The following is a 23,313-nucleotide window of genomic DNA, read 5'->3' on the forward strand; positions in this document are numbered from 1 at the left end:
GGGTGAAAACACGAAAAACGGCAACCCCTGGGTTGCCGTTTTGCTTTTACCTAACTATGTTTATTCTTTAATTCAAACCGCGGTGAGACCAGCCCGTACAGCGTCCAGCCCATAAAGGTCACCATCGCACCATAAAGCATCGCCTCCTGGCCGGATGAGTAGAGCGCATAGAAGCTGTAAATCGCCCCAATCAGCGCCACAATATTGGCCGCCCGAGCTTTGCGGGGATCAACTTTCGCCACTTTCTGAATGATCACCAGCGCCGCCATCGACAGAATATACGGAATGATATTTGTCACCACCGCCAGGTTGACCAGCACGTTGAACTGGCTGTTCAGCGACGGGCTAATGGTCATCAGCGACAATCCGCTCTGGAAGATGACAATGGCCAGCATGCCCTGCACCGGCGCATCGGCTTTGGTCACGCGGGAGAAGATTTTCGGGAAGTAACCTTCGTCAGCCGAAGATTTAAACACCTGCGCAATGGTGAACTGCCAGCCGAGGAGTGAACCGCAACAGGACATGACCATCAGCCCCATGATCACTTTCCCGACTTCCGGGGTGAACATCTGCGCGAAGGCCAGCCCAAACGGCGCCGTGGAGTTAGCCAAATCCATGTTCGGTACGATACCGGCAATAACATTAGTGGAGACGATATAGATCACCGCCGCGCCCAGCGTTCCGCCAAGAACGGCAATCGGGACGTTCTTTTCCGGGTTCTCTACCACTTCCGCATTCGCACAGGCAGATTCCAGACCAAGGAAGGCCCACAGCGTCATGGCGATAGAGGACCCCACAGCGGAAAAGAACGGCACATGGTGCGGGTTCCAGGAGTTCGCGTACAGGGTCGGACTGAACCAGAACCAGCCGATAATGCACAGACCCACAACCGGGATAATCACGCCCCAGACGGTGATGCTACTCAGCTGGCCCGTGATGCGCGCGCCGCCAAAGTTGGCCACGGTGCAGATCCACAGTACGCCGATGGTGGCTAAACCAATTTGCACCGGACTGAGCGTGGCACCAAACAGCTCCGTACCGTAACCCACGGCGGAGATGGCAATCGCCACGTTGGCGATCAGTAGCGACACGCCATAGGTGTAGTTAGCCATAAAGTTGCCAGATTTGCCGAAGGCGTATTCGGCGTAGCCGCCCATCCCGCCTGACTTGCGGCTGAACATTCCGCATTTGGCAAATGCCCATGCCAGCGCCATGGAGCCGACCGCGGTTACCAGCCAGGAGATAATCGAAATGGTACCCACCTCGGCAAGTTTGGTGGGCAGCATAATAATCCCTGACCCCATCATGTTGACCATGGTGAGGATGGTCAGCTGCACCACGCCCATCTTATTGGACTTACTCATAATTTTTCTCCTTTCAGCAGCGCGGGCTGAGCGGCGGGTTGTTTGATGACGTTACAGCGAACCTGTTTGCGTCCGTCACACTCCTCGACGTACACACCCTGCAGTTCCGGTGCGAAGCCCGGTAAAAGGTTGATACCCTCTTCCAGCGCGGCAAAGTAGCGCAGGACGGAGCCTCCCCAGACTTCACCCGGAACCACGCACAGCACGCCTGGTGGGTAAGGCAGGGCGCCTTCGGCGGCAATACGGCCTTCCGCATCACGTAGCGAGACCAGTTCAACCTCACCACGCAGATACGCATAGTTTGCGTCCTGCGGGTTCATCATCACGCGAGGGAAGTGAGACTTACGGAACATCTCTTTTTGCAGCTGTTTCACGTTATGGCGGGCGTACAGTTCATGCATCTCCTGGCATATCTGGCGCAGGGTATAACCGGCGTAGCGTTCCGGGTATTGCTTACAGATAGACGGAAGCACCTCTTTTAATGGCGCATCGGTCTGAAGCAGTTTTTCGAAACGCACCAGCTGTGCCACCAGCTGCTGCAGCTTGCCCATATCTTCTGCAGGGGTCAGCAGGAACAGGATCGAGTTGAGATCGCATTTCTCGGGCACGATGCTGTTTTCACGCAGGAAGTTAGCCAGGATGGTGGCGGGCACGCCGAAATCCTCATACTCGCCGGTACGGGCGTTGATGCCCGGCGTGGTCAACAGCAGTTTGCACGGGTCGATAAAGTATTGATGCTCGGCATACCCTTCAAAAGCGTGCCAGTTTTCACCCGGCACAAAGTGGAAGAAGCGCAGGTCGGTGGCAATTTCAGCCGTGTCCCAGCTTTCCCACGGACGGCCATCTACCAGCTCCGGCACGAACGGGCGAATAAACTGGCAGTTCTCCAGGATCAGCTTGCGTGCTTCAATGCCGGTAACCACGCAGTCCATCCACATATTGCGGCCACTCTGCCCCTCGTGCATGCGGGCGTTGATATCCAGTGCGGCAAACAGGGGGTAGAACGGGCTGGTGGAGGCGTGCATCATAAAGGCGTTATTCAGGCGCTTGTGCGGGACATAGCGCGGTTGGCCTTTAATATGGCGGTCTTTCTTGTGAATTTGCGAGGTCTGCGAAAAACCCGCCTGCTGTTTATGGACTGACTGGGTAACCAGGATCCCCGGATCGTTTTCGTTCAGCTCCAGCAGCAGCGGAGAGCAGTCGGCCATCATCGGAATAAATTGCTCGTAGCCCACCCAGGCAGAATCGAACAGGATGTAGTCGCACAGGTGACCAATTTTATCGACGACCTGGCGGGCGTTATAAATGGTGCCATCGTAGGTGCCCAGCTGGATCACCGCCAGACGGAACGGACGTTCGTCACGCGCACGACCCGGCGCCACTTCCGATACCAGCTCGCGCAGGTAGCTCTCCTCAAAGCAGTGGGCATCAATGCCACCAATAAAGCCGTACGGGTTGCGCGCCGTTTCCAGATAGACCGGCGTGGCACCCGCCTGAAGCAGGGCTCCGTGGTGGTTGGATTTATGGTTATTACGATCGAACAGCACAAGGTCGCCGGGGGTGAGCAGGGCGTTTAGCACCACTTTGTTGGATGATGAGGTACCGTTCAGCACAAAGTAGGTTTTATCCGCATTAAACACTTTCGCCGCGTGTTGCTGGGCAATGCACGGCGCGCCTTCATGAATCAGCAGATCCCCCATGGCCACGTCGGCGTTGCACAGATCGGAGCGGAAAAGCGTTTCGCCGAAGAAATCGACAAATTGATTACCGGCAGGATGACGGCGGAAAAATTGCCCACCCTGATGCCCCGGACAATCGAATGCGCTGTTGCCCTGATTCACGTAGTCGACCAGTGCGCGGAAAAACGGGGGGCGTAGCTGGGTTTCGTACTTCTGCGCGGCCGCTTCCAGTTGACGTCCGTAAAAGTCGTTACTGGTCTCTGAACACTCAAACACACCGTGAATGCGCGATAAATATTCAGCCGGAATGAACTCTTCTTTATGTGTCGCAATAAATACGGGAATACCAAACCCGGTAGCTTCTATTTCTTCCAGAGTGCCACTGGAAATATCGCTCACGGCCAGAACAATGGCGGCGACGTCAATATAATCAGAGGTGCTGACATCTACCAGTTCACGGTGAGTGGTAAAGCAATCAGGGCATGCACGGCTGGCTGCAATTTTTAAACTTTTCATCTTTCACTCTTTATTTAAGGCAATATTCGTCCCTCGATTTCTCGCTAGAAAGAAATCGATAATGTCCGGAAAAAAAAGCAAAGTGTGGCCGCTGATAAAAAATCAGTAAGTTGCTTTTTAATGAATGAGATTCAGTCCGCCCGGCTGCGGATAAGTCTGAATTAAATTGAATGAACGCACGCCTTCACAGGCAACGGCCTGTAAAATAGAGTTTTTTCAGGTTAACCTGCAAGCGGGTGCGCCAGAAGTCGAAGGACTACCGGGCATTAAAGAGATGGAAGTCAAAGCAGTTTCGGTGGGCAAACATCATGATATGTGTTGTCCGCCTTATATGGGGCATCAAGCGATTATTGTTTTCCATGTTTCATTTTCCTTTCAGTAATTGAAAGCATGGTCATTTTATCCAGGAAAAAGCGATTAACTGTGAATCAGATCACCCTTAACCGATCAAATCAGAAATAATTATTCGTTTTCGATGAATATCGCAGATCAAAACACTGGTTTGTTGATGATGCGTTAACGGATTGTGTTGTTTCTGTTTTGAATGAGCGAAAATAAGCCAAAATTATCGCTTATGGCTTATTTAAACGGAATTATGTGGGTGGGTTTGTTTTTATTGGAAATAAAATTGAATAGTTATTCAAAGCATAAACCGATAACCGATACCGGTTTCAGTTAATAAATGGCGAGGACGTGCGGGGTCGGTTTCAAGTTTCTGGCGCAGGTGGCCCATATATATGCGTAAATAGTGACTATGTTCCACGGCGTTGGGTCCCCACACCTGAGCCAGCAGCTGACGTTGGGTCAGCACCTTACCGTGGTTGTTGAGCAAAACCGCAAGCAGGCGGAACTCTATCGGCGTGAGATGGATCTCCTCTTCACCGCGCACAATACGTCGCGAAGCGAGATCAACCTGCACATCACCGAAAGTGTACGTTGGGTCGGCAGGCGTGGCGGCACCGTGGCGACGCAGCGCCACACGAAGGCGAGCCTGTAACTCACCAATCCCAAAAGGTTTAATAAGATAGTCGTCCGCCCCGGCATCCAGTGCGGCGATTTTATCTGACTCTTCGGTGCGTGCGGAGAGCACCAGAATGGGCATCTGGCTCCACTGGCGCACCTCGCGAATAAAATCGATACCGTCGCCATCCGGCAAACCGAGATCGAGGATCACCAGGTCCGGCTTGCGGGTAGCGGCTTCAATCAACCCGCGCTGGAGCGTACCGGCATCATGAACGCGCAGACCGTAACCTTCCAGCGCAGCGCGCAGAAACCGGCTAATGGCGAGTTCATCTTCTACAATCAGGACGTTGATCACAAATCCTCTGGTAATTCATCAAGTTCTGGCGGGGCGTCCAGAGGAAGTGTAACACAAAAACGTGCACCTCCTTCCGGGCGGTTCTCCGCCGAAATGGTGCCGCCATGGACGTCAATAATGGCCTGGCAGATCGCCAGACCCAGCCCAACCCCCGGAATGGCAGACTCTTTATTGCCTCGTGAGAATTTTTCGAATATCGCTTTTTCCTGCCCGGCAGGAATACCGGGCCCGGTGTCCCAGACATCGAGCCGCAGGGTGTGATCTTCCACCGAAGCATTCACCCCAATTTGCGCGTGTGCTCCGGCATATTTACCCGCATTTTCCAGCAGATTAATTAACACCCGCTCAAACAGCGGGCCATCAACGTGAATTAATGTCAGGGGATCGGGCATGTTCAGGGCGATATGCCGTCCGCCGAGACCGGGCTCCAGCATTTTCAGCGCGCTTCCTACCACTTCCTCAAGCGTGAGCCACTCTTTTTTGAGGTTGAACCCGCCAGACTGTATCCGCGCCATATCGAGCAGGTTATTCACCAGCCGCGTGGTGTTCAGCACGTGCTGGCGGATCTCGCTGGCCTGCAGGGCATGTTTTGAACCTTCAGCCGCCAGATCCAGGGTCAGAATTTCCGACTGGCCAAACAACACGGTGAGAGGCGTGCGAAGATCGTGGGAGAGGGCCGCCAGCAACGAGTTACGAATGCTTTCACGCTCGCTTGCCAGACGCGCCTGCTCTTCGCTCGCCGTCAGCGCCAGTCTTTCGAGCGCACTGGCAACCAGCAGCGTAAAGGTCTCCAGCAGCCTTTGCTGCTCGGGGATCATCAGCTGGCGCAGATTAGACGGCTCGACGATGACCAGCCCCTGATTTTTATCGGCACTGCGCAGCGGCAGGATCTGATACGGCACGCCGGGCAGGGTGTCTGTCCCTGCACCGGCCGGTAAACCTTTATCGAAGCTCCAGCGCGCAATGGCTTCATCCCAGGGCGTCATGCCCGAGGCCGACGTCAGCGGGCGTAATTTCCCGTGCTCGTCCGGGAGTAAAATCAGGTTGCTGGCATTAAAGGTCGAGCGGATAAACTGCTCGCTGGTCTGGACGATATCCAGCGGCGTGCGGCCTACCGCCAGCGATTTAGACATCTCGTATAAATGTCGGGTGCGCTGTTCGCGATAGCGGGCGATACGCGCCTGATAGCGAACGCCTGCCGTCAAATTCCCGATCACCAGCCCGACGGTGAGCATGACGGCAAATGTGAGGACGTACTGTACATCCGAGACGGCAAGCGTTCCGCGCGGGTCGATAAAGAAGAGATCGAAGCTGATGACGTTAATCACCGTCGCCAGGACTGACGGCCAGCGCCCGTAGAAGAGCGCCACCACCACCACGCCGAGCAGGTAGATCATCACCAGGTTGGCGGCATCAAATGCAATCAGCCACTGGCTGGCAATAAAGGTAATCAGGGCGCAAAGCACGACGGCGATAAGGCAACCGCGAAGCTGGATGCGCCATTTATCGGTGAACGTGCGGCTGTCTGGCGCACGGTTGGGTAACGGCGTGGGTTTGTCGTCCAGCGCCACGACCACCAGATCCAGGTCGGGTGCACGCCGGGCCAGCTTGTCGGCAAACGATTCGCGGCTAAACCAGCGCCGGTGCTGGCGACGGCCAATGACAATTTTGCCCAGGTTGTGCTCACGCGCGTAGCGCAGAATGGCTTTATCTTCCTGCGGATCGGAGAGGGTCGCGGTTTCCGCCCCCAGCTCCTGGGCCAGGCGCAGCGAACTGAGGATCGCGCGACGCTGGTTTTCTGGCAGGGCGTGAAGCTGCGGCGTTTCGACATACACCGCATGCCAGACGCTGCCAAATTTCGCAGCCAGCCGGGCGGCGGTACGGACAAGCTTTTCATTGCCGCTACCGTGACCAATGCACAGCAGGATGGCATCCCGCGTATGCCAGACGCGTTCCTGTCCTTGCAGATCGCGCCAGGCACGCATCTGGTCATCCACGCGATCGGCGGTGCGGCGCAGGGCCAGTTCGCGCAGGGCAATCAGGTTGCCTTTACGAAAGAAGTGTTCGATAGCGCGTTCGGCCTGGCCTGCAATATAGACTTTCCCTTCATGCAGGCGCTGGCGCAGATCGTCTGGCGGCAGGTCCACCAGCACTACTTCATCAGCGGAGTCAAAGAACGGATCCGGCACCGTTTCGCGCACCTGAATGCCGGTCACGCCGCTGACCACGTCGTTCAGGCTTTCAAGATGCTGAACATTCACCGTGGTGAAGACGTCAATCCCGGCTTCAAGTAACTCTTCAACGTCCTGCCAGCGTTTGGGGTGTCGCGAGCCTGGCGCATTGCTGTGCGCCAGTTCGTCCATCAAAATAAGGGCGGGGCGGCGGGCGAGGGCGGCGTCGAGATCAAACTCCGTCACCAGCCTGCCACGATGGCTGATACGGCGAGGAGGCTGCGTGGCCAGCCCCTTTAACAACGCCGCGGTTTCTTTACGGCCGTGGGTTTCCACCACGCCGATCAGAATATCGAGCCCCTGAGCCCGAAGCCGCTGAGCTTCTGTCAGCATGGCGAAGGTTTTCCCGACGCCCGCGCAGGCACCGAAGAAAATTTTCAGCTTGCCGCGATGGGCTTCAGCTGTCTGTTCCAGCAGCCTGTCAGGATCCGGGCGCAAGGGCTCGTCGGTCATTTAGTTATTCCTTAGCGCGTCCAGCGCCAGATTCAGCTCAACAATATTTACTACCGGCATGCCAATGAAACTGACCAGCGGCTTTTGCGTGTGCGCTGCCACCAGCTGGCTGACCTGCTCGACGCTAAGATGACGGGCCGCGGCGACGCGCGGTATCTGCCAGGCCACCGCTTCAGGCGTCAGGCTGTAGTCCAGCCCACTGGCGGAGGCAGTCACCAGTTCAACTGGAATCTCCCGGCTGGCCTGCGGGTTGGCACTGCGCAGGGCCGCCACACGCTCAGCGATGGCTTTGTCCAGTTCAGGATTACTGCCCGCCAGGTTGCTCCCGCCGGATGCCATCGGATTATACGGGCTATCGGCGGTAGCGGAAGGGCGTCCCTGAAAGTACCGGGCATCCGTAAAGTTTTGACCAATCAGGCGGGAGCCGCGGTTTTCACCCTGCTGTATGATCAGCGAGCCATTGGCCTGATCCTTGAACCACCACTGGCCCAGCGCGGTGGTCAGCAGCGGGTAAAGCCCACCGGTAATGAGAGACAGCAGAATAAACAGAAGTATAGCGGGACGTAACATCGTCATTTGATTCACCTTTTAAACCAGCCCGAACAGCGTTAACAGCAGGTCGATAGCTTTAATCCCGATAAAGGGCACCAGCAGCCCGCCCAGCCCGTAAATCCACAGGTTACGGCGCAGCATGGCAGCAGCCGTCAGCGGTTTATAGCTCACCCCTTTCAGCGCCAGCGGGATCAGGAAGACAATAATCAGGGCGTTGAAAATCACCGCACTGAGAATGGCCGAAGACGGGGAGTGCAGATGCATCACGTTCAGCGCGTTTAGCTGCGGATAGGTGGCCGCGAACGCTGCGGGAATAATGGCGAAATACTTCGCCACGTCATTGGCGATACTGAACGTGGTTAATGACCCGCGCGTCATCAGCATCTGTTTACCGATATGCACCACTTCAATCAGCTTGGTCGGGTTAGAGTCAAGGTCGACCATGTTGCCCGCCTCTTTTGCCGCCTGGGTACCGGAGTTCATCGCCACCGCCACGTCGGCCTGTGCGAGGGCAGGGGCGTCGTTGGTACCGTCACCGGTCATCGCGACCAGACGACCTTCCGCCTGGTACTGACGGATCAACGCCAGCTTGGCTTCCGGTGTGGCTTCCGAGAGGAAATCATCCACGCCCGCTTCTGCGGCAATCGCGGCGGCAGTCAACCGGTTATCCCCGGTGATCATCACCGTTTTGATCCCCATTTTACGCAACTGGGCGAAACGCTCTTTAATGCCGCCTTTGACGATGTCCTTCAGCGCAATCACCCCCAGCACATTCGCCCCTTCGGCTACGACCAGCGGTGTGGCCCCCTGGCGGGCAACGCTCTCAACCAGATTGTCCACTTCCGGTGGAAAATGGCCGTTGTTGGCTTCAATGTGGCGACGAATGGCATCAACGGAACCTTTACGGATCATGCGCTCCTGAATGTTGATACCGCTCATTCGGGTTTGTGCCGTGAAGGGGACAAAAGTGGCGTGCAGGCTCTGCACATCACGCTGGCGCAGATTAAAGCGCTGTTTCGCCAGAATCACGATGCTGCGGCCTTCCGGCGTTTCATCGGCAAGAGACGAGAGCTGGGCGGCATCGGCCAGCGTTTTTTCATCCACGCCCGGGGCAGGTAAAAACTCGGAGGCCTGGCGGTTGCCGAGGGTGATGGTCCCGGTTTTATCCAGCAGCAGCACATCCACGTCACCGGCGGCCTCTACGGCGCGTCCGCTGGTGGCGATAACGTTCGCGCCCAGCATGCGACTCATACCCGCCACACCAATAGCGGAGAGCAGGCCGCCGATGGTGGTTGGGATCAGGCAGACCAGTAGCGCCACCAGCACGGTGATGCTGACCGCGGTGCCCGCGTAGCTGGAGAAGGGCCACAGCGTGGCGGTAGCCAACAGGAAGACGATGGTCAGCGCCACCAGCAGAATGGTGAGGGCAATTTCGTTGGGTGTTTTACGACGCTGCGCGCCTTCTACCATGGCGATCATCCGGTCGAGGAATGTTTCACCCGGGTTGACGCTGCACTGGATCACCAGCCAGTCGGAGAGAATACGCGTCCCGCCCGTGACCGAGGCGAAGTCACCGCCAGATTCACGAATGACCGGCGCGGATTCCCCGGTAATGGCGCTCTCGTCTACCGAGGCGCCCCCTTCAATGACTTCGCCATCACACGGGATGATGTCACCGGCTTCCACCAGCACCACATCGCCTTTACGCAGCTCATCTGCCGGCACGTGGTCCATCTGCGCGCCGTATTTTGGCTCACGTAATTTGCGTGCGAAGGCGGTCTTTTTTACCCCTTTCAGGCTGTTGGCCTGCGCTTTACTGCGGCCTTCCGCCAGCGCCTCGGCAAAGTTGGCAAACAGCACGGTAAACCACAGCCACAGGCTGATGGTTCCGGTAAACATCGCGTTGCCCGGGAGGTGACCTGTTCCCATGGCAAGCGCCAGGACGGTAGTCAGCACGCTGCCTGCCCAGACGATAAACATCACCGGGTTGTGCCACTGTACGCGCGGGCTCAGCTTTTTCACCGCATCCATGAGGGCCTGACGAACTAACGACGGTTCGAACAGGGCCAGTTGTTTACGACTCATGACAATTCTCCGCAAAATCAGCGTAAAGAGAGGGTTTCCGCGACCGGGCCTAACGCGAGGGCGGGGATAAAGGTCAGGGCGCCTACCAGCAACACGGTGCCGGTCAGCAGGCCAATAAACAGCGCACCGTGTGTCGGTAATGTACCGGTGGTGGTCGGTTGGATTTTTTTATTCACCAGCGATCCGGCGATGGCCATCACCGGCACAATCACGCCGAAGCGGCCGACAAACATGCAGAATGCCAGCAGACAGTTCCAGAAAGGCGAGTTGGCACTTAAGCCTGCAAAGGCGCTGCCGTTGTTGTTAGCCGCAGACGAGACGGCGTAGAGCACTTCACTAAAGCCATGGATACCCGGGTTAAAGATGCCGCTGCGGCCGGCTTCGGTCATCAGTGCCAGCGCGGTGCCGAGCAGCACGAGGGCAGGCGTGACCAGAATGGCCAGCGCGGTTAATTTCATTTCCCGGACGTCGATTTTTTTGCCCAGGTATTCCGGGGTACGGCCAATCATCAGACCGGCAATAAACACCGCCAGCAGCACAAACAGCAGCATGCCGTAAAGACCAGAGCCCACGCCGCCAAACACCACTTCGCCAATCTGCATCAGCCACATTGGGATCATGCCACCCAGTGCCGTAAAGGAGTCATGCATGGCGTTAACCGCCCCGCACGAGGCTGCGGTGGTAACCACGGCAAACAAACTGCTGGACAGGATGCCAAAGCGACTCTCTTTCCCTTCCATGTTGATTGCGCTGTCAGCGCCCAGCGTCAGGAAATGCGGATTACCTTTCCATTCCGCCCACATCACCAGCGCGACGCAGACCACGAAGATCAGAGACATGGTCCACAGAAGGGTGCGTCCCTGACGGCGGTCGTTGACCACATCGCCAAAGGCAAAACAGAGCGCGGCGGGGATCAGGAAGATCGCCAGCATTTCGACAAAGTTGGTCAGCGCGGTTGGGTTTTCAAACGGATGCGACGAGTTGGCGTTGAAGAAGCCACCGCCGTTAGTCCCGAGCATCTTAATGGCTTCCTGCGACGCCACCGGCCCCATAGGCAAAAGCTGTTTTGCCCCTTCCAGAGAAGTATACGGCGCGTAGGGCAGCAGGTTTTGCAGGGTACCTTGCTGAATAAAGAACAGCGCGATAATGAGGGCAACAGGGAGCAGTATCCACAGCGTGATGCGTGTCAGATCGACCCATGCGTTGCCCAGCGTGCTGATATTTTGACGCGCAAAGGCACGCGTGAGCGCGAAGATCACCGCAATGCCGGTGGCAGCAGAGAGGAAGTTTTGCACGGTTAACCCGGCCATCTGGCTAAAGTAGCTCAGCGTGGTTTCCCCGGCATAGGACTGCCAGTTGGTGTTAGTGACAAAGCTGACTGCCGTGTTCAGCGCCAGATGCCAGGACAGACCCGGCAACTGCTGCGGGTTGAGCGGTAAGCTACCCTGCAGCATCAGCATGGCGAAGAGGGCGACAAGGCCGACAATATTCAGCAGCAGGATCGCCAGCAGATACTGACGCCAGTTCATTTCCCCCTCCCGAATGCCCAGAACGCGCCAGATCCCTTTTTCAACGCGACCTGCCACCGGCAGCGGCACGTTGTTGATCATCCTTGCCAGCACTGTTCCCATCGGTCTTGCCAGAAGGAACAGCGCCCCTAAAAAACTGGCAATAAGCAAAAACGCCTGAGCAGCCATCAGAATGCCTCCGCATTAATCAAGGCATAAACCAGATAACCCAATAACAGGAACACCAGCACGATGCCGGCAATAAGACCTGCACTCACAATCCACCTCCGGGTGACATTTGTATTTGTGCTAACGGTAGGATTTATGGCGCAAAGATTTCGCAAAAATCAGGACGGGGGGTGTAAAAAAAGTATAAAAATGGCAAAGCCCACAATTTAACTATTGTTAAGTAAACCTTTAACTTTTTTGTAACTTAATTACGGCGTGAATGTAAATTTTGGTTAAACAGGTGAAAATAAGTGGTCGGATGAGTAGTAAAATTACAAACAAAGCGATATTATTTTAGCCAGGTCACAGTTTTTGAATTTTCCGGAGTCAGTTTCCGGCCAACTACAGGGGAGAAAAATATGGATCTTTATAAAGAGTATCCTGCTCATATCGTGTTCATGCGTCGCGCTTTCGCCGTAGTGGCTGGCGTGCTGGCCCTGCCGGTGATGTTGTTCTGGAAAGATCGCGCACGTTTTTACAGCTATCTGCACCGCGTCTGGGCGAAAACCAGCGAGAAGCCGGTGTGGATGGATCAGGCCGAAAAAGCGACCTGTGATTTTTACTGATACTAAGACTACACACAGCAATAAAAAAACCGCCTACAGCAATGTGGCGGTTTTTTTGTCCCTCCGGATTCGCGGTCCGTTGGGTGGTTTTCAGGCATATCTTCTTTTCCTGAGTAATCAAACTGCCACTCCCTTATTTCATCCCGTCTACACTTCATGGCAAAGTAGTTCAATACGTGCCTTTTTCCTTTTACGGCATGCCCTTACGGATATAATGGACAATTGCCTGGAGTTTTATGCCCACCCATCTGGTTTGGTTTCGCGCGGATCTGCGCCTGCATGACAACATCGCCCTGGCGGCAGCCTGTCGCTCTGAACACGCCCGCGTGCTGGCGCTGTTTATCGCTACCCCCGGACAGTGGCAGCAGCATGATATGGCCCCCCGTCAAGCCGCTTATCTCTGTTCGCATCTGAATGCCCTGCAACGTTCGCTGGCGGAAAAAGGCATTCCGTTGATTTACAAAGAGGTCAGTGATTTTGCCGCTCAACTCAGCGCGGTACAGGAGGTCTGTCAGCAGAACGACGTCACGCATCTTTTTTACAACTACCAGTACGAATTCAATGAACAGCAGCGCGATCGTCAGCTGGAGCGGATCCTCGGGGACGTAGAGTGTCAGGGATTTGATGACAGCGTGATGCTGCCCCCGGGCAGCGTGATGACCGGCAATCGCGAGATGTATAAGGTCTTTACGCCGTTTAAAAATGCATTTATCAAACGGCTGAAAGAGGCGTTGCCGGAGTGTGTTGCCGCGCCGTCCGCGCGAGGGGAGAGTGTAAACAACCTGCCTGAACTGACGTTTGACTATCCGCAACAGGCGTATGACCACGCTTTATTCCCGGCTGATGAAAAAGCGGCAATCGCGCAGTTGCGCCAGTTCTGCAAAACGGGGGCGGCCGCTTACGACGCACGCCGGGATTTCCCCGCCATTGAAGGTACCAGCCGGTTGTCGGCCTGTTTAGCGCTGGGCGTGCTTTCTCCGCGCCAGTGTTTACACCGTCTTCTGGCAGAGCAGCCCCAGGCGCTGGAAGGGGGCGCTGGTTCGGTATGGCTTAACGAGCTTATCTGGCGCGAATTCTACCGTCATCTGATGACGTATCACCCTGAATTATGTAAACATCGACCTTTCATTCGCTGGACCGAAAATGTGCAGTGGCAGCAGAACGAGACGCTGCTGCAGGCCTGGCAAAAGGGAGAAACCGGCTACCCGATTGTGGACGCCGCGATGCGCCAGCTGAATGAAACCGGATGGATGCATAACCGCCTGCGGATGATTACCGCCAGCTTCCTGGTGAAAGATCTGCTTATCGACTGGCGTGTCGGGGAGCGGTATTTTATTTCTCAGCTGATCGATGGCGATCTGGCGGCGAATAATGGCGGCTGGCAATGGGCGGCCTCGACCGGAACCGATGCGGCACCTTACTTCCGGATTTTTAATCCCACCACGCAGGGACAAAAATTTGATGCGGACGGGACGTTTATCCGCCACTGGTTGCCTGCGCTGAAAGCGGTCCCCGCTAAGGCGATCCACGACCCGTGGGCATGGGCGGACAAACAGGGCGTAACGCTCGATTATCCTCGCCCGATTGTTGAACATAAACAGGCGCGCGTCGCCACGCTGGCGGCGTACGAAGCGGCCCGTAAAGCTTAAGAGAGTCATGATGAAAAACACCGAACTGGAAAGTCTGATCAACGAAAAACTGAACAGCAGCGCCTTCAGCGACTACGGCCCGAACGGGTTACAGGTCGAAGGGCGCGACACGGTGCAAAAAATTATCACCGGCGTGACCGCCAGTCAGGCGTTGCTGGATGAAGCCGTGCGTCAGGAGGCCGATGCTGTCATCGTCCATCACGGCTATTTCTGGAAAAACGAATCACCGATCATTCGCGGCATGAAGCGCAACCGTCTGAAAACGTTGCTGGCAAATGATATCAACCTGTATGGCTATCATCTGCCACTGGATGCGCACCCCGAACTTGGCAACAACGTTCAGCTCGCGCAGCTGTTAGGGATCACCGTGATGGGTGAAATTGAGCCGCTGGTGCCGTGGGGCGAGCTGTCGATGCCAGTGCCGGGCCTTGAGCTGGCCTCATGGATTGAAGCGCGTCTGGGACGTCGTCCGCTGTGGAGCGGTGATACCGGTCCGGATACGGTGAAGCGTGTCGCCTGGTGCACGGGTGGCGGTCAGGGCTTCATTGATAGCGCCGCGCGTTTTGGTGTTGATGCGTTTATCACCGGTGAAGTCTCCGAGCAGACTATTCATTCAGCCCGTGAACAGGGGCTGCATTTTTACGCGGCAGGTCACCATGCCACCGAACGCGGCGGCATTCGCGCCCTGAGCGAATGGCTGACCGAAAATACCGATCTGGATGTTACGTTTATTGATATCCCTAACCCGGCCTGATGAGAGGTACCTGAGTGCAGCGAGCGCGTTGTTATCTTCTGGGTGAAACGGCGGTGGTGCTGGAGCTGGAGCCGCCTGTTACCCTTGCGACCCAAAAGCGTATCTGGCGGCTAACGCAGCGTCTGGTGGAGGTGCCTGAGGTGGTTGAAGCGATCCCGGGGATGAATAACATCACCGTGGTTCTGCGTAATCCGCATACGCTGGCACTGGATGCCATCGAGCGTTTACAGCGCTGGTGGGAGGAGAGCGAAGCGCTGGAGCCGGAATCCCGCACGATTGAGATCCCGGTAGTGTATGGCGGCACAGGGGGACCCGATCTTGGCGTGGTGGCTGAACACTGCGGGCTAACCGAAAAACAGGTCGTTGAGCTGCACGCCTCCGTTGATTATGTGGTCTGGTTTTTGGGATTCCAGCCTGGCTTCCCGTATCTGGGCGGACTCTCCCCGGCGTTACACACGCCACGCCGCGCTGAACCGCGCCTGAGCGTGCCGGCGGGTACCGTCGCGATTGGTGGCGAACAGACGGGCATTTATCCGCTCGCGTCGCCGGGGGGCTGGCAGCTCATCGGACACACATCCATGCCGTTATTTGCACCGGGGCTGGAATCGCCGGTCCTCCTGCGTCCTGGCGACACCCTTCGCTTTATCCCGCAGAAGGAGGGAGTATGTTAACGCTTATTCGCGCCGGGCTTTACACCTCCGTTCAGGATGCGGGTCGCTTTGGCATGCGCCAGTCTGGCGTGAGCTACTGTGGCGCGCTGGACAGGCCAGCACTGGAGATTGCCAACGTGCTGGTGGGCAATCCCGGCAATACGGCTGCGCTCGAAATTACGCTGGGGCAGTGTGTCATTGAATTTAGTCAGGAGACCTGGTTTGCGTTAACCGGCGCCGGGTGCGATGCCACGCTTGATGGCAAAGCGGTCTGGACCGGCTGGCGACTGCGGGCAAAAGCCGGACAGCGTTTAACGCTTAAGCGACCTCAGCATGGGGTTCGCAGTTATCTTGCCGTTGCCGGTGGGATTGACGTGCCGGAGGTGTTGGGCTCATCCAGTACCGATCAGAAAGCCGGAATTGGCGGTCACGAAGGACGATTGTTGCGCGATGGCGATCGTCTGGCGATAAAACCGTCAACGCGGCACTTTTCAACCGCGCAGGGTGTAAAACAGCTCCTGTGGGGAAACCAGATCCGCGCCCTGCCGGGGCCGGAGTATCAGGAATTTGATGAGGTGTCTCAGGAGTCTTTCTGGCGCTCGCCGTGGAAGATTAGCCCGCAGAGTAACCGCATGGGGTATCGTCTTCAGGGGCAGCCGCTGACCCGTACGACGGACCGCGAGCTGCTTTCACACGGTCTGTTGCCCGGCGTCATTCAGGTACCGGGTAACGGTCAACCGATTGTGTTGATGAACGATGCACAGACCACGGGCGGTTACCCGCGCATCGCCTGCATTATTGAGGCCGATCGCTACCATCTGGCGCAAATCCCTCTCGGACAGCCGATTCACTTCGTGCAATGCTCCCTGGAGGAGGCGCTGAAGGCGCGGCAGGACCAGCTGCGTTATCTGGCACAACTGGCGTGGAGGCTTGATGGTAAAGATTGATTTGAACGCCGATCTGGGCGAGGGCGGCAGCGCCGACGCTGAACTGATGACCCTGGTCACCTCGGTGAATATCGCCTGCGGTTTTCACGCGGGTGATGCCCAAACGATGCTGGCGAGCGTGCGCAACGCCATCAAAAATGGTGTTGCGATAGGGGCGCATCCGAGCTTCCCTGACCGGGAGAACTTTGGCCGCACGGCGATGGATCTCCCGCCCGAGACGGTCTACGCTCAGACGCTTTACCAGATTGGCGCGCTCGAGGCGATTGTGCGTTCGCAGCAGGGCGCGCTGCGCCACGTGAAGCCGCACGGCATGCTCTATAATCAGGCGGCGAACGACCCCGCGCTGGCAGAGGCCATCGCCCGGGCGGTGTTCGATTGCAACCCACAACTGATCCTGGTTGGCCTGGCGGGGAGCGAGCTGATTCGCGCCGGTCAGCGTCTGGGGTTAACCACCCGCCAGGAAGTGTTTGCCGACCGAGGCTATCAGCCCGACGGAACCCTGGTTCCCCGTTCCCGGCCCAACGCGCTGATCACCGATGAGTCTCTGGCGCTGGCGCAGACCCTTCAGATGGTGCGCGAGGGAACAGTAACAACGGTCGAAGGTACAACGGCCAGCGTTCAGGCTGACACAGTATGCTTACACGGTGATGGCGAGCACGCGCTGCAGTTTGCCCGCCGCTTACGGGCGGCGTTTGCAGAGCAGGGGATCCTCGTCAGCGCCTGAAAATCATAAGGATAAAGAGATGCCAGAAGGCCCGGAGATCCGCCGTGCTGCGGATAGCCTCGAGGCGGCGATAAAAGGCAAACCCCTGACGGACGTCTGGTTTGCTTTTCCTCAACTGAAGCCGTTTGAAGCACCGCTGGTGGGACAAACGGTGACCCACATCGAAACACGGGGAAAGGCGTTACTCACGCATTTTTCCCATAACCTGACGTTATACAGCCACAACCAGCTTTACGGCGTCTGGCGGGTGGTTAATGCCAACGAGCAGCCGCAAACCACCCGCGTGCTGCGCGTCAGGCTGCAAACCGCGGATAAAGCGATTTTGCTGTATAGCGCGTCTGATATCGAAATGTTAACGCCGGAGCAACTGCTTACGCACCCGTTCTTACAGCGGGTCGGGCCGGACGTGCTGGATATGCGTCTGACGGCGAACGATGTCAAAGCCCGCCTGTTATCCCCTAAATTCCGCAACCGGCAATTTTCCGGGCTACTGCTCGATCAGGCGTTCCTGGCCGGATTAGGCAATTACCTTCGCGTCGAAATTCTCTGGGAGGTCGGGCTGGCACCGCAGCACAAAGCGTCGCAGTTGAGCGATGACCAGCTGGAAGTGCTCTCTCACGCGCTGCTGGATATTCCGCGGCTATCGTACAACACCCGCGGCGTGGTAGATGAGAACAAACATCACGGGGCGCTGTTCCGCTTTAAGGTGTTTCATCGGGCGGGGAAGAGGTGCGAGCGGTGCGGTGGGGTGATTGAGAAGACAACGCTCTCTTCACGACCGTTTTACTGGTGTCCCGGGTGCCAGAGGTAAAAAGTAAAACGGTAACCCTCAGGTTACCGTTTTTAATGTTTTCACCCTCTCCCGGTGGGAGAGGGCCGGGGTGAGGGCATCAGGCCGCACCCACGTCTTTTAGCGCTTAAGATCAGACTTAAAATCACGCTGCTCGTAGCCGGTATACAGCTGACGAGGACGGGCGATTTTCATGCCTTCGCTGTGCATTTCGTTCCAGTGCGCAATCCAGCCCACGGTACGCGCCATGGCGAAGATCACGGTGAACATGGAAGACGGAATGCCCATCGCTTTCAGAATAATGCCAGAGTAGAAGTCTACGTTCGGGTAGAGTTTCTTCTCGATGAAGTACGGGTCGTTCAGCGCGATGTGTTCCAGCTCCATCGCCACTTCCAGCAGATCGTCTTTGGTGCCCAGCTCTTTCAGCACTTCGTGGCAGGTTTCACGCATCACGGTTGCACGTGGGTCGTAGTTTTTGTACACACGGTGACCGAAGCCCATCAGACGGAAGGAGTCATTCTTGTCTTTCGCGCGGCGCACGAATTCAGGAATGTGCTCAACGGTGCTGATCTCTTCCAGCATCTTCAGTGCAGCTTCGTTCGCGCCGCCGTGCGCCGGTCCCCACAGGGAGGCGATGCCCGCAGCGATACAGGCGAACGGGTTCGCACCTGAAGAGCCTGCGGTACGGACGGTGGAGGTAGAGGCGTTCTGTTCGTGGTCAGCGTGCAGGATCAGAATACGGTCCATCGCGCGTTCCAGCACCGGATTCACTTCGTACTCTTCGCACGGCGTAGAGAACATCATGCGCAGGAAGTTACCGGCATAGGAGAGGTCGTTACGTGGATACACGAACGGCTGACCGATGGAGTATTTGTAGCACATCGCTGCCATGGTTGGCATTTTGGACAGCAGGCGGAACGCGGCGATATCGCGGTGGCGTGGGTTATTCACGTCAAGGGAGTCGTGGTAGAACGCCGCCAGCGCACCGGTAATCCCGCACATCACCGCCATCGGGTGAGAGTCACGACGGAACGCATGGAACAGACGGGTAATCTGCTCATGGATCATGGTGTGACGGGTGACGGTGGTTTTGAATTCATCATACTGAGCCTGCGTCGGCTTTTCGCCGTTCAGCAGGATGTAGCACACTTCCAGATAGTTGGATTCGGTGGCTAACTGATCGATGGGGAAGCCGCGATGGAGCAGGATACCTTCGTCACCGTCAATGTAGGTGATTTTGGATTCGCAAGATGCGGTAGAGGTAAATCCAGGGTCAAAGGTGAACATTCCTTTGGAACCCAGCGTACGGATATCAATAACATCCTGACCGAGCGTGCCTTTTAGCACATCCAGTTCAATAGCATCACCACCGTTGAGGGTGAGTTTTGCCTTTGTATCAGCCATTTACGGTCTCCTTAGCGCCTTATGCTTAAGACTGCGCTTTACCGGATTTGCTTTCAGCTGTTAATCACCGTTACCAGATTGTTATTTGGCTTACCGCTCAGCTCACGAGGACAAACCAGGGTACAGAGCTATGGCGCCTTGCAGGTAAACGAATGAAATATCAGTGAAACAACAGCAAATCAGCGTTTTTGCAGTCCGAATTTTTCAAACCTGTATATCACTAATAACTGTCCTGATAACTTCGGTCAATACCATCACACTGTTACATAACTATTTGTCAGGTGAAAGAGAGACCTCATAACTTTTGCGCATTATATGCCTTTTCTGATGACGTTTGTAACAATATTGTTTAACATTTGTCAAATCAGATGATTAAAAATTAAAAAGATGTTGTTATCGTGACCCTGATCACTGTTCCAGAGAAAACCCGACAAACTGTATGTAGGTTAATTGTAATGATTTTGTGAACGGCCTATACTGCCGCCAGGTCTCCGGAACACCCTGCAATCCCGAGCCACCCAGCGTTGTAACGTGTCGTTTTAGCATTTGGAAGCAATGTTTTGCATGACGCGCAGTTATAGAAAAGGAACGCTGTCTGACCCGCATCGCAGTCCGGAGGAAGGAAACAATAAGAACAGCATGTGGGCGTTATTCATGATAAGAAATGTGAAAAAACAAAGACCTGTCAATCTGGATCTCAAAACGATCCGGTTCCCCGTAACAGCAATAGCGTCCATTCTGCACCGTGTATCGGGTGTGATTACGTTTGTGGCGGTAGGCATTCTGCTGTGGTTACTGGGCACCAGCCTCTCTTCTCCTGAAGGATTCCTCCAGGCCTCTGCCATCATGAACAGCTTCTTCGTGAAATTCATCATGTGGGGCATTCTGACCGCACTGGCGTACCACGTTGTGGTGGGTGTTCGCCATATGCTGATGGACTTTGGTTACCTGGAAGAGACTTTCGAAGCCGGGAAACGTTCCGCTAACATTTCATTTGTGATTACAGTCGTGCTTTCACTTCTCGCAGGAGTTCTCGTATGGTAAGCAACGCCTCCGCATTAGGACGCAACGGCGTACATGACTTCATTCTGGTCCGTGCTACCGCCATCGTTCTCACCCTCTACATCATCTATATGATCGGTTTCTTCGCGACCAGCGGCACGCTGACGTGGGAAATCTGGAGTGGGTTCTTCGGATCTGCCTTCACCAAAGTGTTCACCCTGCTGGCGCTGTTCTCCATTCTTATTCATGCCTGGATTGGCATGTGGCAGGTGTTGACCGATTACGTTAAACCGCTGGCGATTCGCCTTCCTCTGCAACTGGCCATTGTCGTTGCACTGGTGGTTTACGTTATTTATGGATTCGTTGTGGTGTGGGGTGTGTAATGAAACTGCCAGTCAGAGAATTTGATGCTGTTGTGATTGGTGCGGGTGGCGCAGGTATGCGCGCCGCGCTGCAAATTTCCCAGAGCGGCCAGACCTGTGCGCTGCTCTCTAAAGTATTCCCGACCCGTTCCCACACGGTATCTGCGCAGGGCGGTATTACCGTTGCGCTGGGTAACTCCCATGAAGATAACTGGGAATGGCACATGTACGACACGGTAAAAGGGTCCGACTACATCGGCGACCAGGATGCCATCGAATATATGTGTAAGACTGGCCCGGAAGCGATTCTGGAGCTGGATCATATGGGTCTGCCGTTCTCCCGTCTGGAAAATGGCACCATCTATCAACGTCCGTTTGGCGGCCAGTCGAAAAACTTCGGCGGCGAGCAGGCGGCACGTACCGCGGCGGCGGCTGACCGTACCGGTCACGCGCTGCTGCATACTCTGTATCAGCAGAACCTGAAAAACCACACTACTATCTTCTCCGAGTGGTATGCGCTGGATCTGGTGAAAAACGCCGATGGCGCGATTATTGGTTGTACTGCGCTGTGCATTGAAACCGGTGAAGTGGTCTACTTCAAAGCGCGCGCAACCGTGCTGGCAACCGGCGGTGCAGGGCGTATTTACCAGTCCACCACTAACGCCCACATCAATACCGGTGATGGCGTTGGGATGGCTATCCGCGCTGGCGTGCCGGTGCAGGATATGGAGATGTGGCAGTTCCACCCAACCGGTATCGCCGGTGCGGGTGTTCTGGTGACAGAAGGCTGCCGTGGTGAAGGCGGTTACCTGCTGAACAAACACGGCGAACGTTTCATGGAACGTTATGCCCCGAATGCGAAAGACCTGGCGGGTCGTGACGTGGTGGCGCGTTCCATCATGATCGAAATCCGTGAAGGTCGCGGCTGTGATGGCCCATGGGGTCCACACGCCAAGCTGAAACTCGACCACCTGGGTAAAGAGGTACTGGAATCCCGTCTGCCGGGTATTCTGGAGCTGTCCCGTACCTTCGCCCACGTCGACCCGGTGAAAGAGCCAATTCCGGTTATTCCTACCTGCCACTACATGATGGGCGGTATTCCGACCAAAGTGACCGGCCAGGCATTGACCGTAAACGAGCAGGGCGAAGATGTGGTCATCCCAGGCCTGTTCGCGGTAGGCGAAATTGCCTGTGTGTCCGTACACGGTGCCAACCGTCTGGGGGGGAACTCCCTGCTGGACCTGGTGGTGTTTGGTCGTGCGGTGGGTCTGCACCTGCAGGAATCCATTGCCGAACAGGGCGCGCTGCGTGACGCCACTGACGACGAAATTGATGCATCGCTTGAGCGTCTGAACCGCTGGAACGGTAACCGTAACGGTGAAGATCCGGTGGAAATCCGCAAAGCGCTGCAGGAATGTATGCAGCACAACTTCTCGGTATTCCGTGAAGGTGACGCGATGGCGAAAGGTCTTGAGCAGCTGAAAGCGATCCGCGAGCGCCTGAAAAACGCCCGTCTGGATGATACTTCCAGCGAGTTCAACACCCAGCGCGTTGAGTGTCTGGAGCTGGATAACCTGATGGAAACCGCGTTCGCAACCGCGATGTCGGCCAACTTCCGTACCGAAAGCCGTGGCGCGCATAGCCGCTTCGACTTCCCGGATCGTGACGATGAAAACTGGCTGTGCCATTCCCTGTATCTGCCAGAGTCGGAAACCATGACGCGCCGTCAGGTGAACATGGAACCGAAACTGCGTCCGGCGTTCCCGCCGAAGATTCGTACTTACTAATGCGGAGACAGGACAATGAAACTCGAATTCTCAGTTTATCGTTATAACCCGGATGTAGATGACGCTCCGCGCATGCAGGATTACACGCTGGAAGCGGAAGAAGGTCGTGACATGATGCTGCTGGATGCGTTAATCCAGCTGAAAGAAAAAGATCCGACACTGTCGTTCCGTCGCTCCTGCCGTGAAGGGGTGTGTGGCTCTGACGGCGTCAACATGAACGGCAAAAATGGTCTGGCCTGCATCACGCCAATTTCCGCGTTGCAGCGCCCGGGCCAGAAAATTGTTATCCGTCCTCTGCCAGGCCTGCCGGTCGTGCGTGATTTGGTGGTAGACATGGGGCAATTCTATGCACAATATGAGAAGATTAAACCTTACTTATTGAATAATGGGCAAAATCCACCCGCTCGTGAGCATTTACAGTCTCCTGAGCAGCGTGAAAAACTCGACGGCTTGTATGAGTGTATTCTCTGTGCATGTTGTTCAACGTCGTGCCCGTCGTTCTGGTGGAACCCGGACAAGTTCATCGGCCCGGCCGGTCTGCTGGCTGCCTATCGCTTCCTGATCGATAGCCGCGACACCGAAACCGATAGCCGTCTGGAAGGTTTAAGTGACGCTTTCAGCGTATTCCGCTGCCATAGCATCATGAACTGCGTCAGTGTGTGTCCGAAGGGGCTGAACCCGACGCGCGCCATCGGCCATATTAAGTCGATGCTGCTGCAGCGCAGTGCGTAAGTAGTGAGAGGG

General features: G+C 56.0%; 21 protein-coding genes. 11 read left to right on the plus strand and 10 right to left on the minus strand.

Features of this window, described 5'->3' with window-relative positions; all coding sequences use genetic code 11:
* Window positions 1–50: 50 nt before the first annotated feature.
* From potE to kdpF, 9 genes are all read right to left on the minus strand, one after another.
* Window positions 51–1,364, minus strand: a complete 1,314-nt coding sequence (potE, locus tag AC2FAK_RS14715) for a putrescine-ornithine antiporter (RefSeq protein ID WP_013097559.1) — start codon at window positions 1,362–1,364, stop codon at window positions 51–53.
* Entirely contained in the window at window positions 1,361–3,559 is a 2,199-nt protein-coding gene (gene speF, locus AC2FAK_RS14720; protein WP_029883013.1) for an ornithine decarboxylase SpeF, read from the minus strand. The genes potE and speF overlap by 4 nt, the downstream gene beginning before the upstream one ends.
* A gap of 256 nt (window positions 3,560–3,815) precedes the next feature.
* The gene (gene speFL / locus AC2FAK_RS14725; RefSeq protein ID WP_003858645.1) at window positions 3,816–3,920 is read right to left on the minus strand and encodes a leader peptide SpeFL; all 105 of its coding nucleotides are present in this window, start codon (window positions 3,918–3,920) and stop codon (window positions 3,816–3,818) included.
* 279 nt (window positions 3,921–4,199) lie between these two features.
* On the minus strand, window positions 4,200–4,877 hold the full coding sequence (gene kdpE, locus AC2FAK_RS14730; protein WP_320736869.1) for a two-component system response regulator KdpE: 678 nt from the start codon (window positions 4,875–4,877) through the stop codon (window positions 4,200–4,202).
* Window positions 4,874–7,561, minus strand: coding sequence for a two-component system sensor histidine kinase KdpD (kdpD, locus tag AC2FAK_RS14735; RefSeq protein WP_058680565.1), 2,688 nt, complete (start codon window positions 7,559–7,561; stop codon window positions 4,874–4,876). Before kdpD ends, kdpE begins: the two co-directional genes overlap by 4 nt.
* A complete protein-coding gene (kdpC, locus tag AC2FAK_RS14740) occupies window positions 7,562–8,137 on the minus strand; it encodes a potassium-transporting ATPase subunit KdpC (RefSeq protein ID WP_013097555.1) in 576 nt (191 codons plus the stop codon).
* 12 nt (window positions 8,138–8,149) lie between these two features.
* The gene (kdpB, locus tag AC2FAK_RS14745; protein ID WP_058680566.1) at window positions 8,150–10,198 is read right to left on the minus strand and encodes a potassium-transporting ATPase subunit KdpB; all 2,049 of its coding nucleotides are present in this window, start codon (window positions 10,196–10,198) and stop codon (window positions 8,150–8,152) included.
* Between the two features lie 17 nt (window positions 10,199–10,215).
* A complete protein-coding gene (gene kdpA, locus AC2FAK_RS14750; RefSeq protein WP_095454626.1) occupies window positions 10,216–11,895 on the minus strand; it encodes a potassium-transporting ATPase subunit KdpA in 1,680 nt (559 codons plus the stop codon).
* Window positions 11,895–11,984: a K(+)-transporting ATPase subunit F gene (gene kdpF, locus AC2FAK_RS14755; RefSeq protein WP_014069365.1), complete on the minus strand. Its 90-nt coding sequence runs from the start codon at window positions 11,982–11,984 to the stop codon at window positions 11,895–11,897. Before kdpF ends, kdpA begins: the two co-directional genes overlap by 1 nt.
* Before the next feature lie 309 nt (window positions 11,985–12,293).
* Between kdpF and AC2FAK_RS14760 the strand changes: the two genes are divergently transcribed.
* The 7 genes from AC2FAK_RS14760 to nei all read left to right on the plus strand — a co-directional run bounded on the left by AC2FAK_RS14760 (window position 12,294) and on the right by nei (window position 18,035).
* On the plus strand, window positions 12,294–12,500 hold the full coding sequence (locus AC2FAK_RS14760; protein ID WP_013097552.1) for a YbfA family protein: 207 nt from the start codon (window positions 12,294–12,296) through the stop codon (window positions 12,498–12,500).
* A gap of 236 nt (window positions 12,501–12,736) precedes the next feature.
* Window positions 12,737–14,149, plus strand: a complete 1,413-nt coding sequence (phrB, locus tag AC2FAK_RS14765) for a deoxyribodipyrimidine photo-lyase (protein WP_058680568.1) — start codon at window positions 12,737–12,739, stop codon at window positions 14,147–14,149.
* A 10-nt stretch (window positions 14,150–14,159) separates the two neighbouring features.
* The gene (locus AC2FAK_RS14770) at window positions 14,160–14,903 is read left to right on the plus strand and encodes a type 2 GTP cyclohydrolase I (protein WP_014831107.1); all 744 of its coding nucleotides are present in this window, start codon (window positions 14,160–14,162) and stop codon (window positions 14,901–14,903) included.
* Window positions 14,904–14,917: 14 nt separating this feature from the next.
* Window positions 14,918–15,574, plus strand: coding sequence for a 5-oxoprolinase subunit PxpB (gene pxpB, locus AC2FAK_RS14775; RefSeq protein WP_058680569.1), 657 nt, complete (start codon window positions 14,918–14,920; stop codon window positions 15,572–15,574).
* A complete protein-coding gene (pxpC, locus tag AC2FAK_RS14780) occupies window positions 15,568–16,500 on the plus strand; it encodes a 5-oxoprolinase subunit PxpC (RefSeq protein ID WP_062676702.1) in 933 nt (310 codons plus the stop codon). The genes pxpB and pxpC overlap by 7 nt, the downstream gene beginning before the upstream one ends.
* Entirely contained in the window at window positions 16,487–17,224 is a 738-nt protein-coding gene (gene pxpA, locus AC2FAK_RS14785; protein WP_020684961.1) for a 5-oxoprolinase subunit PxpA, read from the plus strand. The genes pxpC and pxpA overlap by 14 nt, the downstream gene beginning before the upstream one ends.
* Before the next feature lie 19 nt (window positions 17,225–17,243).
* Window positions 17,244–18,035, plus strand: a complete 792-nt coding sequence (gene nei, locus AC2FAK_RS14790) for an endonuclease VIII (RefSeq protein ID WP_058680571.1) — start codon at window positions 17,244–17,246, stop codon at window positions 18,033–18,035.
* A gap of 99 nt (window positions 18,036–18,134) precedes the next feature.
* On the opposite strand, the gene AC2FAK_RS14795 is transcribed toward nei, so the two are convergent.
* A complete protein-coding gene (locus AC2FAK_RS14795) occupies window positions 18,135–19,418 on the minus strand; it encodes a citrate synthase (RefSeq protein ID WP_020684964.1) in 1,284 nt (427 codons plus the stop codon).
* 639 nt (window positions 19,419–20,057) lie between these two features.
* Between AC2FAK_RS14795 and sdhC the strand changes: the two genes are divergently transcribed.
* Genes sdhC through sdhB form a run of 4 tightly spaced genes read left to right on the plus strand, consistent with a single transcriptional unit; the run spans window position 20,058 to window position 23,301 of the window.
* Window positions 20,058–20,462, plus strand: a complete 405-nt coding sequence (gene sdhC, locus AC2FAK_RS14800) for a succinate dehydrogenase cytochrome b556 subunit (RefSeq protein WP_020684965.1) — start codon at window positions 20,058–20,060, stop codon at window positions 20,460–20,462.
* Window positions 20,456–20,803 carry a succinate dehydrogenase membrane anchor subunit gene (sdhD, locus tag AC2FAK_RS14805; RefSeq protein ID WP_008501088.1) on the plus strand — a complete coding sequence of 116 codons (348 nt, stop codon included), beginning with the start codon at window positions 20,456–20,458 and terminating at the stop codon, window positions 20,801–20,803. The genes sdhC and sdhD overlap by 7 nt, the downstream gene beginning before the upstream one ends.
* Entirely contained in the window at window positions 20,803–22,569 is a 1,767-nt protein-coding gene (gene sdhA / locus AC2FAK_RS14810) for a succinate dehydrogenase flavoprotein subunit (protein WP_485453297.1), read from the plus strand. Before sdhD ends, sdhA begins: the two co-directional genes overlap by 1 nt.
* A gap of 15 nt (window positions 22,570–22,584) precedes the next feature.
* A complete protein-coding gene (gene sdhB / locus AC2FAK_RS14815) occupies window positions 22,585–23,301 on the plus strand; it encodes a succinate dehydrogenase iron-sulfur subunit SdhB (protein ID WP_008501090.1) in 717 nt (238 codons plus the stop codon).
* Window positions 23,302–23,313: the final 12 nt, after the last annotated feature.

Source organism: Enterobacter cloacae complex sp. 394F7 (assembly GCF_057320385.1).